Origin of the sequence: Sphingobacterium corticibacter (assembly GCF_003076635.1) — a bacterium.
GTDB lineage: Bacteria > Bacteroidota > Bacteroidia > Sphingobacteriales > Sphingobacteriaceae > Sphingobacterium > Sphingobacterium corticibacter.
Window position 1 is genome coordinate 537121 of sequence record NZ_QDKG01000001.1, and the last position, 15402, is coordinate 552522.

A 15402-nucleotide genomic window follows, 5' to 3' on the forward strand; every position below is an offset into this window, starting at 1 on the left:
TTAACAATTATTTTATTTGATGTGGCAGGCGATGATAAAAAGGAGAATTTCACCGTAGTGCTCCTGAATGAATTTTCTAATCTCTTGGTTTGCTTTGACCATTAAATTGCTAACGGTAGACGTAGATATTCCCAGCAACACCGCGGCCTCTTCGTAGCTTTTGCGTTCGATCTTACAAAGCTGAAATACCTGTCGTCTTCTTTCAGATAGTGTTGCGAGCGCACGCCCAAGTAGCTCTTCTTGCTTGTCTTGCAAGTTGCCATCCATTTCGACCTCATACAGTTCGTCGAAGTGATGGTAAAGCTGTTGTTGCAATTTTTGGTCTTTGGCAACTTGTCTAAAATAACTGTACACCGTATTTCTGGCAATCGTGTATAGCCAAGCTTGGAAGGATTGATCTGGATCTATTGAAGATCTATTGTCCCATACCTTCATAAAGACATCCTGCAACAGTCCTTCGGCCGTGTCTTTGTCTTTGGTAATAGTTAAGATATGCAAAAAAAGCTTGCGGCTGTACACGTTATAAATGTCCGTGAAAGCTAGTTGATCTCCCTGCGTAAGTCGTAGGATGGACTGATAAACTTCCTCTTTTTGCTCTGTGTAAGACATTTAATAATTTAAACTAATTCGCTGGGTAGATGCGATAATCGTACAAATATAAGGCATTGATTATTAGATTTTAAATAATAAACCGTGTTTTAACACAGGTTTTTAACTCTTGAGAAGTGTACTATAGTAGGAATTTATCATCTCATCTCGATGTTCAAAAGCCATTTTATGAGGGTAAACAAGATCTGGTCAATTCTCATTGTTCAGCGTTATAATATGCTGCCAGTATATAAAGAAGTACTTTCTTGTATATAAGCTATTTGCTATCTAAAATTTGTCTCCTATTCAGGAACTGAGATGGGAAAAGTAGCTTATTATAGCGTTAAAAAGGGAGGTGCTTGTTCGGTCTAACTGAATTAATTCTTTCTTTTTCTAATGCCATACACGTTGTTTTAGTGTATAGTTATTTTAGGACCGGACAAGGTAGACGCCTATCTAAGGTGAATGTATACCCAATCCGAATCCATTCATCGGTAAGATTTAGTACATCAAATCTATTAAAGAACAACCTGCATCGCCTCAATTAATGAATGAATAAGATAGTATAAAGTATCTATACAATTAGCACAATTCTGCTGCATTTAAGTGACGCTGAAATTGGCCAGGATTGATACCTGCAGAGCGCTTGAAGAATCTGCTGAAGTGTGAGCTATTGTCAAAATTTAACTTGTAGGCGATTTCCTTCACGCTGAGTGTAGTATTGGAAAGCCAGTATTCGGCTTCCTTAGAAATACGGTCATGTATGATTTGCAAGGCTGTTACGCCCAAAACTTCTTTGACGCTTTCACTAAGATGCTTTGCCGATACAAACAGCATGGAGGCGTACTCATTGACTCGCCTTATCGTCAGAAAGTGCTTGTCTACACGGCGCTGAAAATCCTGAACCAACAATTCTTTACGCGATTTTACGTGTTCCATCTGCGCTGGCGCAATTTGGGTGGCTCGCACTATTTTTAGTACAAGCTCTACCAACAGCACTTTTATCATACTTGTTCGTAAATATTTTCCACTATAATACTCTTCGTAGATATCGGCAAAGAGCCTAATAATTTGGTTTTTAGCATTATCGGCCATCAAAAAAACAAAAGGTTGCTCAAAGTTTGATTCAATCGTATGCTCAATCGGAGGTGCGAATGCCAACAGTTCTTCCAAAAAATCTTTCTTAAAATGGATGACAAAACAGGAAAAATCGTCTGTCCACTCTTTCAATTGCAGTCCTCCGAGGGAACAAAGCAGACTGCCGTTTTTGATATCAAGCCACTGATCACTACCATCAATCAGGGCACCGCCTTGCACAACCATGCTCAGCACGTACATTTCTGGGGCGTCAGTAATTGTAGATTTACCATCCCGAAGATACTCTACTGTAAAGGAATCGTTTGAAAGTACACCCGACCTAGAAGAAAGTAAACTCGCCTGATGAGTAGAGATGACGTCTTTACGGTCATTTTTCTCCGACTTTGGTATTCTAAATAATGAATTATTCTGCATAGCTTGACGCCGACTTAAAACCTGATAATTGACTTATGAACAAAATTAGTCAAATGTTAAAAGATGTTAGTCACAGAAATATAATATGATTGGTGCAAGTAGATTAATTTCCCATTTGCTTAGTTCGGTAATCGGTGTATAAAAAAGCGACTCTCCCCATCATGGGGAGAGCCGTTAAGATTAAATAAGATAATATGTTCTTACAAACCGAAACTATATGCTACGCGCAATCCCAAAACATTATTGGATGAACCTTGATCGGTGAACTTGGTAGTACCTTCAAAACGTACACCAGCGTCGATGTAATTTTTACCGCCAACTGGGAATAGGTATCCGATCTGTGGAGCATATACAAAGGCCGTAGATTTGGTTGCGCCTACATCGCTTTTATTTGCTACGAATGATGCTCCAGCCTCGCCGTGCACATAAAAATTCTTAGCAACAAAGTATTTTAAACCTGCTTTTACAGGTATCAACTGTAGGTCATTGAAAGAGACACCCGCGAAATCTTTAGCGAAATAGTTGTTGTATCCAGCATTCAAAGTTACATAAAGATCATTTTTATATATAGCGTAGTCTGCTTGAATAGAACCGCCTATGCTCCAGTCGAACGCATCAGAAAAACTACCTACCGGTAAGGTTACCTCTGGCCCAACGCTCAAGCGTACTTTTTCACGTTCCTGAGCTGATAAGGAATTAGATAGAAACAAACCCAACAATGCAGCGAAACCAATTTTTAATACATTTTTTTTCATAACACTTTACTTTTATATAATATTTAAACAATTTCTGTAGCGACTTTATTGAATTACGCTACATGATGATACAAAAGTAAGAGGAGTGCTGAGGTCGATCAATACCCAAAATACGGCATCCACAACCAAAATTACGGTTTCTACAAAAAATGAGGTAGTAGGCATTGTTTCGCGGATTGGCTCAGCCGCTCTAGATCCCGCACACTACCCTGAGCCTTCTAGAATCGAACCCCGCCCAAAGCTTCTGTTCGAACCCTTATAACGCAAAAAATCCTTCATCTTATCGATGAAGGATTTTTAAGCGGAGCGTTCCGGATTGGCTCAGCCGCTCAGCATCCCGCACATGACCTTAAGCCTTCTAGAATCGAACCTCGACCAAAGCTTCTGTTCGAACCCTTATAACGCAAAAAATCCTTCATCTTATCGATGAAGGATTTTTAAGCGGAGCGTTCCGGATTGGCTCAGCCGCTCTAGATCCCGCGCACTACCCTGAGCCTTCTAGAATCGAACCCCGCCCAACGCTTCTGTTCGAACCCTTATAACGCAAAAAATCCTTCATCTTATCGATGAAGGATTTTTAAGCGGAGAGTGAGGGATTCGAACCCCCGGACCTGTGACAGTCAACAGTTTTCAAGACTGCCGCATTCGACCACTCTGCCAACTCTCCGCGACAAAAGTAGAAATTCTGAACAGATTCGCAAAATTTAATTTTAAAATAGTTGATGTGTCTAACAGGTTGTTAGAGTAAGGTTGAAATAATGGGCTGTATAGCAGTTAAATACGTCTTGTGTTAGAATTGTAAATAATTTTGTGCTTCAACAAAATAGCTTTATCCTTGTTTAAATGAAGTAGGACACTTGTAATCAACAGGAGAAATTGACAAAATAATTTTGCATTTCTGCGGCAAATGGCTACTTTTGCTCCACAATAAAAACGCGCCAATAGCTCAGTTGGATAGAGCAACGGTTTTCTAAACCGTCGGTCAGGGGTTCGAATCCCTTTTGGCGTACGAGGATTTATTCTCACTTTAAAAGGCGACGTTGCTCCAGACGTCGCTTTTTTTGTTTACAGTTGTTTCCCATTGATCCTTATATTCTAAAGCTATAAAATGTGTAAGCCTTGTTGTAAGATAATTTGTTATTACTTTTAGGTGATGAAAATATAGAGAGTCCTACAAAGCTTACCAACAGGAAGATTGTAGTTACTATGTATATTTCGAATAGAAAAAAATAGAAAATTGGAAGATCAACAGACCAGCTGGACTATCTGCTTAGCATGTCGTGGAGAGGGAAAGAAAAGTCGTAAACTTCGCAAAAAAGTAAGACTTCAGCATCAATTGGCATTGGCTCAATTTGAGCAAGCAGAAGAAGATGGTACAGCTCCAAGCCGCCCTAAGGCACATCGCTTTTCCTGTGCTAAGTGTGCTGGATCTGGCTTGATACCAGCTGCGCGGCCACCAATGGCAGACCATGAAAACTATCCGCATGTAGCTATTATTGGCGGTGGAATAGGAGGCATGGCATTAGCGGTTGCATTATTGCATCGCGGAATTCCTTTTACCTTATATGAGCGCGACAGCGACTTCAATGCACGCCCTCAGGGATATGGACTTACATTACAACAGGCCAGTAAAGCTATTGAAGGGTTCGGAATCACCTCTTTAACAGATGGAGTTATTTCGACACGTCATGTGGTACACACAACAGCTGGGAAAGTGGTTGGAGAATGGGGAGTTAGGAGATGGATTCCAACAGACTCTATCGCGTATCCGAAGCGTTCAAATGTACATATTGCCAGGCAATCTCTTCGCTTAGAACTACTCAAGCAATTGGGAAACTACGCGGATGTACAATGGGGTCATCAGCTAGTCGATTTTGAGCGATCGGATGATAATAGTTTCGAACTGAGTTTTCAGGTAGATGGAAGGATCGAGCGATCTAGAGCAGATCTGGTGGTTGGAGCGGATGGTATCCGCAGTTCCGTTAGTAGGCTAGTATTTAGTGAAGACCATCGCCCTTTGCGCTATCTAGGATGCATTGTCATACTTGGTATCTGTCCTCTCGCTGCGATCAAGAATGTAGATTCTGAGCTATTAGATTCGGCTACCGTTTTCCAAACGGCTAACGGCCATGAGCGCATATATATGATGCCTTACACATCGGATTCTATCATGTGGCAGTTGAGTTTTCCACTGGAATTAGAAGAGGCCAAGACCTTAAGTGCTGCGGGCGCTTCGGCCCTGAAAGAAGAGGCTTGCCGCAGAACGCAATGGCATAATCCAATTCCTCAGATATTAGCAGCCACGATGGAAACTCAAATTTCAGGATATCCTGTATACGACCGCGAGTTACTTCAGCAAGCATCTATGGCGGGTGTAGGCTCAGTAACACTGATCGGAGATGCTGCTCACCCGATGAGTCCATTCAAAGGACAAGGTGCAAATCAAGCTTTGTTGGATGCGCTTAATCTAGCGCGAGGGATTTACAAAGGTTGTAATCCTCATATTCCTTGGAGGACCATAGGGTTGAGGAAAAGCGTGCTGAGCGAGTTCGAGGCCGAAATGTTGGCACGTAGTGCAGTAAAAGTTAAGGATTCGGCAGAAGCCGCCGAGTTTTTGCATTCCGATATTATCCTACATGAGGGTGACGAGCCGAGAGGACGGTGCTTGAAATCTATTAAAAATAGCTCGGATAGTTTTTAGTGTGGTGCAATCATATAATTGTCGTTTATAGGATGCCTAGATGGATTGGATAAAGGATTATTTGCTTGTAATTGTCCAACAATAACATGTATAACTTGATGTTTTTCTTTTGCTCCACAATAGAAAAATATCAAGTTGGTTACTCATTTCAGGAAGTGCAAATTACCTAAAGAAATTATGGTACATTTCAAGTAAGATTGTAGAAGTCGTTAAAATGTATTTCTATTCTGTCACTATTTGGATGAAAATTTCAAGGCCTTACTGGTTTTAAACTTCAATTAGGATTCAATTATAATTTTATTATACTTACGATTATTTAATGCTGATTCAATCATCTGGTTTTTACAATTTTACTTTTTAATAATGTGTTTTTTAAATTATTTTTTTATTAAAAAATCTGTACTAATTGAAATTTAAATTCTATATTTAATCCACCACCAAATATTACCTTTTAAATGATTCAGAACTTTCGATATTCTTGGGTATTGCTATTGCCCATGATTTTATTATCATCCTGTTATAATCTTAATGACCGTATCGACTGGGCTTTCCTGAAGGAGAAACATCGTAGTAGTTCTTTGAAACTTGCTTCAATTAAATATTTACAACAAAACATCCCAAAGATTTATTCAGAAAAGCTAGTTTTCTACAATCTAGAAACTGAGCGCGAGATGGATATCAGGTTGGATACATTTAAACATGAAGATGAATTGCGTCAGATATTAATCACGCATACATTAGGTTATAAGACTAAGAAGTTTTTAGACAGAGATATTTTAACCACAGATCAAATAGATACAATTATTTCAGAGTCATTTCATACAAAACAGCGGTACAAGTGGGCGAGTACTATATCTGATAGTTTGTTTTTACATTACGTTTTGCCGTATAAAATATCAAAAGAATACCCTAGAAATTGGAAGAAATATTTTGACGAAAAATTTGGTAAACAACTAGACTCTTTGAACGAAATAAAAGATATAAGAGTTCAAGATGTTACGCGATTCTTAGTTCGCGAAATGGAGCAAGTTTACAGCTACGATAGTCAAAATTTATTGAATAGTCAGTTCCCTGATTTATTTGAATTATTGTATTCTTCAAAAGGAGAATGTTTTAGGATTGCTAGTTTATATACATATGTTCTACGATCTGCGGGAATACCTGCAGCAGTAGACATTGTACCGGTATGGGGTAGTCAGAATGCTGGACATGCTGAATACATATCATTAGATTCGACAGGGCGAATGACAAGTAATGTTGCGACTTCTCACAAAAAAGGATTAGAACGTGCGGCAAAAGTTTTTCGACTTACTTTCGAAAATAACAGGAATTTTTCTGATGGGATTCGTCCATATAGTGCCGACTATCCATTTTTAATTCCTTATTTAAAGAATGATAACATTATAGATGTTACAGATCAACATGCTACTGTCTTTGATATACCTTACAATCTTCCTCAAAATTTAAATGATATTCCATACGCGTATATATGTGTGTACAATTATGGTCAGTGGATTCCGGTTTTTTGGTCAAAGAGCAAAAACGGGAAACTAGTTTTCTCGAAAATGAATACTGATATACTTTATCGGATAGCATTGCCTGATAAAACTGGAGGAATTTCATTCTATGACGATGTGTTTTTCCTGAATAGCAAAGGAGAGAAAATACTGTTGACGGCGAAGGAATCTATAAACACAGTTGTGAAACTTGAGAAGACCAATTCTGGTGCTTTAGCTACTCTTGAGCCTAATCAAAGTTATATCTTACAGGTACTAATGCCTGGCGGTTTGTGGAAGCATGTAGAAAATTTCACTACCAATAAGCAAGGCATTGTTATGAATGCTAACCTTAATAACGAGTCATTCTACAGGTTGGTAAAGCAGGGCACAACAGCAAAACTTGAACGTCCATTTTTATGTATTAATGGTTTTCAACAATGGAGATGAACGCTAGCCTTAATATCCGAATAAATCAAGTGCTATTATTTATCGTTCTTGCGTTAGCCTTTGTTTACAATCCTGTTACAAGCGACTGGGGGGCTAAACCTACAACCTATCTATTCTTTTTTACATCGCTACTATTTTCTATCCTACTAATCCCCTCTTACTTCAGTGGATTGGTCATGCGATTAAATCCTATTGATCTAACAGTTTTACTGTTCTTTGTACTTCTAATAGTTCATGTTATTTATTTATTCTGTACGAATAGTTTGTCTATTGATGATTATCTATTAACATACGCTGCTATTGGCATCTTGTATTTTCCATTGAGATCTTTAATCCAGAAAGACTGTTCTTCGGTTGTACAGGTGTTTTCATTAATTTTTGATATTCAGGTTGTTTTGGGGATTTGTCAATTGACTTTCGCATTGATAAAGAATATAGATAGTTCTCTGTTTGTAACTGGGACATTGGGGCACTCGGGAATGTATGCCATATACTTAGTCGCTTATCTGCCAGTGAGGATCAAAAAAGTAGCTAAAGTTAAAAAAACGCTAATCTTAGTGGTCATCTTTATTCTTTTGTTAATGACCGAGTCCAGAACTGGTATTTGCCTCTATTTGATTGTACTTGCCAACCTATCGCGCCATTATTTATCCAATTTTTATCATAGAACTAAGGGCAAAACTTGGTTAATAGTCTCATCAGCAATTGCTCTCATTACATTAGTATCACTACTCATTTACATCAAACTGCCATCTGCCATGGGACGGATATTCATTTGGCAAAATTCCTTTAATTTATTTTTAAAAAAGCCATTTCTAGGATGGGGTTATGGAGGTTTTCAAAAGGAATACTTAAATCAACAGGCATTTTTCTTTGAACACAACTCCGCTAATGAGATGTATACGTCAGTAGCTAGTAGCATCTCTACACCATTTAATGAATATATCAAGTTGCTTGTGAATTTTGGCTTTGTTGGATTTGCTATATTTGGCTTTGCTCTATTTTCCTTATATAAATTTCTTTGGACAACCAATTCTAATACAAGCTTTAGTTTTTCATTTTTTCTTATTTTATTATCCGCTTTAGTCTATTTTTCATTTCAATCTGTTGGCCTATTACTGGTAGCCATTTTATGTTTAGTTTATCTGGCTGATCATTCTTGGCCTGATATTTATATCAATTGGTGTCTCAAGATTAAATCTAAGCTTATATTGATTATCAAATTAACTCTCCTCACCTTTTGTACGTTTCTTCTTTCCAACAATTTCAATCAGTTTGTTGCTACGCTGAAGTGGCGACAAGCTATACGGTTTATACCGAATCAGCCTGAATTAGCCATGAACGTCTACAGTCAGATTTATGATCGCTTGCATCATCGTCCATCTTTTATATATAATTATGGTGTGGAGTTGTATAATCTGAGAAAATATAATCAAGCTCAAAAAATGTTTGCTAAACTTCTAGAACAGTTTGTTACTCTAGATGGTGTTATGTATTTCGCTAAAGCAAGCCAAGCTGTAGGACAATATGATCTTGCGGAACAATATTTCAAACAAGCATCATTTATGGTACCTAATAAATTTCAGCCTAAGTACCACCTTTTTAAGCTTTATGATCATCTTAAAAGTGAAAAGAATGCTGCTATTGTCGCACAAGAAATTTTAGATATGCCCATCAAAGTCCCATCACAGGAGGTGGATCATATTAGGAAACGGGTAAAGCAATACATCAAATTAGAACTAAACAACCAGTATAATTTTTAAACCATAAACCATAAACCATAAACCATATCATTATGAGAAAATCAATTTTTAGTTTTTTTAATCTGACCTGTTTATTATTGTTGACAGGTCTGTTTGTATCGTGCAAAGATTTTAATGACTTATCAACTTTAATACAGGAAGAAGATTCTTCTTTGTTCCTAAAAGATGATTTACGCGCAACATCATCCTTTACTGATTGCTTAGAAAGTTACGACTTATGGACAATTAATGTTGTCAAATATAAATGTCCAATTAACGCATTTCAAATAGCGCAGAATAAGGAATATATTAAAGTGGATGAAAATGTTAGAAAAGCCATGGAGGATTCAATAGGTAAATATCCAGGCCCTATATGGAGCCCAGAAGAGTTTGAACGAAGATTACAACAAATGCTTGATCAAAAAGAAAAGAAGATTCCCCTGTACCCAATTTATCGTTACGGAGTGCCGATAAATAGTATTTATGATGAGTTAGCAAACTCACCTGATGTTGCGGATGTGACCATATATGTTTTGGATCAGGTGAATTTTGACGGTTATATTGCGTTGGGAATTCGGAGCAATTCACTGTCTCCTGAACCATACAGCCGCGCAGTGGCATTTTATCCCAATGCTAGCATGATATCTACTGGAAATCAATATCCAGAGAGATTTTTTGACGTTAGTGGCCTGGCCTACACACATAGCTTTACAATTGAAGGTGCGTTTATACCTGAATTACTTAATTATGTAGCACATCGACAGGGCTCTCCTCAACACTTTTTCTCGAATCCAAGCTTTCAAGGATATCAATTGTTTAAAGAAGGATTTAGTAGAGGTTCACTAATTTTTCCTCCAACTCCTATCTTTTCACAGTCGCGGTGGCAAACTAATATTTTGGCATCTGGAATAAGAGATTGGAATCCACCAGCATGGGTCAAGGTTAATTTAAACGGCGGTCATATTCCGCAAAGAGTTGGAGAGGGCGGTGGTGATATCATCTTTCCATAATTTAGGTGTATAAATTTAAGAGTAGTACAATCAAAGGCCATCTTTTCAGATGGCCTTTGGTTATTTTTATAGATTTCGATTATTGCTGCTTTGCCCACCAAAGTGGAGTAAGCACGGCATCTGGTCCGCCCAGTGCACTGACAGCTTGATTATATCCAGCTTCGTTGGTATTACGCAAAGTGGATGGATAATTTACACGTTGTGGAAAGAACTTCACGCTGCTTGTCATAAAGTTGCTTGCCGTTAAATCCGGTAAAGTTACGATAGGTTGCTCTACGGCAGGGTTCTCGAAGAATGGCAGGCCAAGTCGACGGTGATCACTCCAAGTTTCTAATGGCAAATACGGATTTTGCGCAATGAATTTTTGCGTGATAATTTTTGTTAATTGATCATTCCGTATGGCTCCGTCACGATATAAACCATTCGATGGATAGCGAATCTGCACAGTTCCAGTCGTACCCGTTTCCCCATTCACAAACTGCATCGCGTGTGTATTGCCAGGCTCTGTGGTATGTGTCCAAGCAACTGATGTACCTACACGATTGTATCCAGTACTTGTCAAGTAATTAGCTGCATGAGCAGACAATCCCCAATAAGAGAAATTGGCCGTAACACCAGCTTCGTAGGCTGCTTGTGCCGACATCGGAACAGCCCAGCCACGCACGGCTGCTTCTGCAATTAAGAAATTGGATTCCCAATTGGCAAAGAAAACGCGACGATTATTTCCGTCTCTGAATTTGTTGACCAAGCGAGGCATACTGCCGGCCCAAGATCTAACTTGATTGCGAGATCCCTTCGCTGCCCAGTCGCCCGGTGCGAAAGCATTCCATGTAAAAGCGGCATTGATCGTTTTAAATGTAGTCGTACCATCAGCATTCAGCAGGTTACGTGTGGTGTTCCGTGCAGTAGTTTGATCAGGATTGAAATTAAATTGCGCGTTATTAAAATCACCCGGTATGGCAAAAGATGCATAAGCACGAGGATCAATTACCGCCGGTAGTCCATCCAACCAATAACCTGCTGATGGGTCATTCGTAGCAGTAGCGAAGTGGTTAGGGTAGTAGATGCCGATATAGTCGGCAGGTTTCACGTAGTCATTATACGACGCACCTAAAGCCGTTTGAGTGGTAATACCTCCTAAACCAAGGTATAGGTTGTTTAATGTTGAGCTCAAAATAAACGCATTCCACGTCCGCGTCATCACACCTGCAAGCGGACTATAGGCTGTGCCTAATTCTGCGACCGAAAACATATCATCTGCTGCTGTGATGTAAGGTTTAGTTGCTGCTGCTTCAAATTCGCTGCGTGCTTTTGCTGCATCTACTTCCGACATACGCATCGCTAGGCGCATTCTCATGGAGTTTGCATACTTTTGCCATTTGGCAAAATCATACCCATAAGCTGGGTCAAAACGACGGATGTCAGCAGGTACCGTTACTGCCATATCCAGTGCTTCGCTAGCTTCGCGAAGTTCTGTCAATAGGTATGAATAGACTTCCTGCACGCTAGAATAGCTAGGGTTTTCACCTTGCCAACCATCTAGTGGAACTGGACCAAAGGTATCACTTAATTCACTCAACAAGTAAGCGCGCCAGATCCGAGCCACCTGTAGCAAGTTGTTTGTGTACGGTGCTTGTGTACCGGCTGCGATACGTTCATTAGCCAGGTCAACTGCTGCATAAACTCCGGATAACCATCCAGACATATAACCGCGACTATAATAATCAGATGACCAACCATCATTATGTGCACCATTAACAATACCGCCGCCCAACTGTTGACGACCAGCGGTTTTCCAGTACAAAACAAACACACGCTCGGCAATATGTGGATCTTGCTGCGCACCAATGATGGAGCCATTGAGTAGATACTCTACTTGTACTTGCTGATCATTGGCACCATTAGGATCAATATTTAGCGCCTCAAAATCATTGCACGATGAGAATAGTGCCAATGAAGCCAGCATCCCCATCATCCCTTTTTTTATAGTAATTTTCATTTCAATATTTCTTTAATCGTTAAAACCCTAGTGAAAATCCGAAGATAAAGGAGCGCATTGTTGGAGGCGCACCATTCTCAAATCCAATGGCGTTGGAGCCTGTGGCAAATGTTGATTCCGGATCTATACCATCCATTTTGCTGTGAATCATCCATACATTATTGCAGGAAGCAAAAAGGCGAGCACTTTGGAATACAGAATTACCCAATACTTTTCTTGGGAAGCTGTAGTTTAACTGCACATTACGCAAACGGATATTGGTCGCATCACGTAAATACTCTTCGTTGATACCGAGATTGTTGGCCGTAGCAATCGCAGTGTAATACTGTTGTGGAGTTACGGATGTTTCATTTTTCGTGTAGTTACCATTAGAACCCACGACACCGTCTACTACGAAATTATCGCGGTTACCATTTGGTGCAGTAATCGCTGCCGTACCGACGCTCTGCATACCACGGTGTGTACCTACGTACATCATACCTCCAAAGCGAGCATCAACTTGAAAGGTAAGGCCAAAATTTTTGTAGGAGATATTGTTAATTAAACTAGCCATCTCGTTAGCTTGCTGCTCACCTAGGTATTCTGGAGTTCCCGATCTGGTAGGAAGACCTTGATTATTCAAAATCAGCTGCCCATAGTACTGGCTAGATTCGTCCGTTACGCGATTGTAACGATGCCCCCAGATTTCACCATACATACCGCCAGTACGCGCGATAAATGCTAAATCATCAAAGCCGCCTATACGATATCTATCCACCTGAAAGTCGCTGGCAATATCGTTTATAGAGTTGACGTTGCGGCTGATGTTGAGGCTTGCATCCCAACGGAAAGAGCTTTCTCGATCCATAATGTTCGCACTTGCCATTAATTCCCAGCCTTGGTTCTGAACATCACCACCATTTATTTTTCGGAATCCGAAACCACTCGCCGGATCAAGCTCTAAATCTAACAGTTGGTTAAATGCATTGGATCTGTACCATGAGAAGTCTAAAGAAAGTTTATTGTTGAAGAATCTGGCTTCTCCACCGAATTCGATATTGCGAAGCAACTCGCTGCGTACATTAGGGTTGAAATTGATGGTACCGGTATTCGAAGTAACGTTACCGTTAGGATCATTGCCAATACCGTATACATTATATAATTGATATGGCCCCATATCATTACCTACTTCTGCATATGATGCACGGAATTTCGCATAGCTTATCCAAGAAGGCAAATTGCCTCCAGCTTTTTCAATGTGTTCGCTCAACACATAAGATAAGTTGAATGATGGATAAAAGAAAGAACGATTATCGCGGCTCAGCGTTGATGTCCAGTCGTTACGCATGGTTGACTCCAAGAAAATAAAAGAATCGTAGTTTACGCTGAATGCACCAAAAATAGAGTTAATTTTTCGCTCAGAGTTGAACGGTAATACACTCGGCGCTCCGACCGAGTTACCCGGCGTAAATAGATTAGGAATTTGTAGCTGACCTACGTTAACCGTTAACCCGTCAGATTTCTGATGCATTAAGTTACCACCCAATGTAGCACTTCCACCAAATTTGCCAAAGATATTGTCTTTCTGTGCTATCAATAAACCTTGATAGTTAGTTTCTTTAAATGTTTCCTTACCAGTGCTAAAGCTACCATTTCGGGATTGAGGGCCGCCTGCACGTGTACGATTTTGCAAGTTGTTGGTATACATGTCAGACCCTGCTTTGAATTCACCTTTTAGCCAATCATTGAATTGATAACCCAAAGAACCGTTCAGCAAAAAACGATCGCGTTGATCTTCATTACGTTCATTGTCTAATTTCCAGTATGGATTGAAAGTTGCCGCACCACCACGGTACCAGATCATTTCTCCGAACTCATTGACGTTATCTCGGAAATCCAAAATATTTAGTGTTCTAGGGAGCATTTGTAGCGCATAAATATTGCTCCAATCGCGACCATTGATCGGACGATTTACCCCTTTGGTGTTATTGTATTGTACTTTTACATCGGTAGACCAACGGTCATCTGCACCAAATTTAGTTCCCATACGGGTAGTCAAATTGGTACGTGTAAAGCGGTTGGTTGGCAAAATACTTTGGTTTTCTAACCGATTGATTGCGGTGTACACGCTGGTATTGCCATATTGTTGCTGGAATGCAACATTGTGGTTTTGATTTACACCAGTTTGTAAATACGAATTCAAATTATCACGAGCTGACAAGGCTTCTTCTTGACCATTCCATTTAGTCACGGTTTGTCCTTCGATTCTTGGTCCCCAACTGGAAGGGCTAGTAGGGTCAAACGCGCCCGCATCTCCTTGTGCAAAGGTATTTTGAAATTTAGGTTGGATAAAAATGGATTCCACGCCCATGTTGGATGAAGCCGTGATGCCCAATCCTGCTTTAGCACGGCCAGATTTGGTCGTAATCAAGATGACTCCGTTACCTGCTCGTGTACCATATAAAGCTGCAGCAGAAGGTCCTTTTAACACGGACATACTTTCAATATCATCCGAACTTATGTCGCCCAAACCATTACCTCGGTCTAAGCCTGCCGCGAAATAGCCGTTGTCTGTCGTTCCTGTAAAGTTGTTCATTGGAATACCATCGACTACGATTAACGGTTGATTGTCACCCGTCAAGGAACTAAATCCACGAAGAATAATCTTGGCCGATCCCCCAGCACCATTACTAGAACGCGCGACTTGAAGACCTGCCACTTTCCCAGATAGGGCATTGGCCAAGTTGGCTTCGCGGGTTTCCAACAATTCGGAACCTTTAATCTCCTGCACTGCATAAGCCAATGATTTACGCTCTCGCTTGATGCCAAGGGCAGTCACCACGACCTCCCCAATATCACCGGCGCCTTCGGTAAGGACTACATCATGAGTGGTCGAGGTGACCATTATTTCTCTCGTCGTGTAGCCTAACGTTGAAAAACGAATGGTAGAACCATTGGCCGCTTGGATGCTGTAGCTACCATTGGCATCTGTTTGAGTCTGCCGGTTTGTCCCAGTAACACTGACTGTAACGCCAGCGATTGGTCCATTTGCATCTGTTACCCTCCCAGTAACAGTCTGCTGTGCAAAGGCGGCCGATATGCTCCATAGCATAACGAGCAGCATATTGCAACAGATGATGTTGAATTTGCTCATGTTGTTATTATTTGGT

9 protein-coding genes and 2 tRNA genes are annotated in these 15402 nt (G+C 40.2%); 5 read left to right on the forward strand and 6 right to left on the reverse strand.

Features of this window, described 5'->3' with window-relative positions; genetic code table 11:
• Positions 1-12: 12 nt before the first annotated feature.
• From DC487_RS02325 to DC487_RS02340, 4 genes are all read right to left on the reverse strand, one after another.
• The gene (locus DC487_RS02325; RefSeq protein WP_116774337.1) at positions 13-609 is read right to left on the reverse strand and encodes an RNA polymerase sigma factor; all 597 of its coding nucleotides are present in this window, start codon (positions 607-609) and stop codon (positions 13-15) included.
• A 561-nt stretch (positions 610-1170) separates the two neighbouring features.
• Entirely contained in the window at positions 1171-2100 is a 930-nt protein-coding gene (locus DC487_RS02330) for a helix-turn-helix domain-containing protein (protein WP_116774338.1), read from the reverse strand.
• A gap of 200 nt (positions 2101-2300) precedes the next feature.
• Positions 2301-2855, reverse strand: coding sequence for an outer membrane beta-barrel protein (locus tag DC487_RS02335; protein ID WP_116774339.1), 555 nt, complete (start codon positions 2853-2855; stop codon positions 2301-2303).
• Positions 2856-3437: 582 nt separating this feature from the next.
• Positions 3438-3522, reverse strand: a tRNA-Ser gene (locus tag DC487_RS02340).
• 268 nt (positions 3523-3790) lie between these two features.
• Between DC487_RS02340 and DC487_RS02345 the strand changes: the two genes are divergently transcribed.
• From DC487_RS02345 to DC487_RS02365, 5 genes are all read left to right on the forward strand, one after another.
• Positions 3791-3864, forward strand: a tRNA-Arg gene (locus DC487_RS02345).
• 228 nt (positions 3865-4092) lie between these two features.
• Entirely contained in the window at positions 4093-5556 is a 1464-nt protein-coding gene (locus DC487_RS02350; protein WP_116774340.1) for an FAD-dependent oxidoreductase, read from the forward strand.
• Positions 5557-6053: 497 nt separating this feature from the next.
• Positions 6054-7502, forward strand: a complete 1449-nt coding sequence (locus DC487_RS02355; RefSeq protein WP_116774341.1) for a transglutaminase domain-containing protein — start codon at positions 6054-6056, stop codon at positions 7500-7502.
• Complete coding sequence (locus DC487_RS02360; RefSeq protein WP_116774342.1) at positions 7493-9265, forward strand: O-antigen ligase family protein; 1773 nt, start codon at positions 7493-7495, stop codon at positions 9263-9265. Before DC487_RS02355 ends, DC487_RS02360 begins: the two co-directional genes overlap by 10 nt.
• A 32-nt stretch (positions 9266-9297) precedes the next feature.
• Positions 9298-10254: a hypothetical protein gene (locus DC487_RS02365; protein ID WP_116774343.1), complete on the forward strand. Its 957-nt coding sequence runs from the start codon at positions 9298-9300 to the stop codon at positions 10252-10254.
• 79 nt (positions 10255-10333) lie between these two features.
• Here DC487_RS02365 and DC487_RS02370 read toward each other — a convergent pair whose 3' ends face one another.
• Both DC487_RS02370 and DC487_RS02375 read right to left on the reverse strand, forming a co-directional pair.
• Positions 10334-12253, reverse strand: a complete 1920-nt coding sequence (locus DC487_RS02370) for a SusD/RagB family nutrient-binding outer membrane lipoprotein (protein WP_207774292.1) — start codon at positions 12251-12253, stop codon at positions 10334-10336.
• A gap of 19 nt (positions 12254-12272) precedes the next feature.
• Positions 12273-15386 carry a SusC/RagA family TonB-linked outer membrane protein gene (locus DC487_RS02375; protein WP_116774344.1) on the reverse strand — a complete coding sequence of 1038 codons (3114 nt, stop codon included), beginning with the start codon at positions 15384-15386 and terminating at the stop codon, positions 12273-12275.
• Positions 15387-15402: the final 16 nt, after the last annotated feature.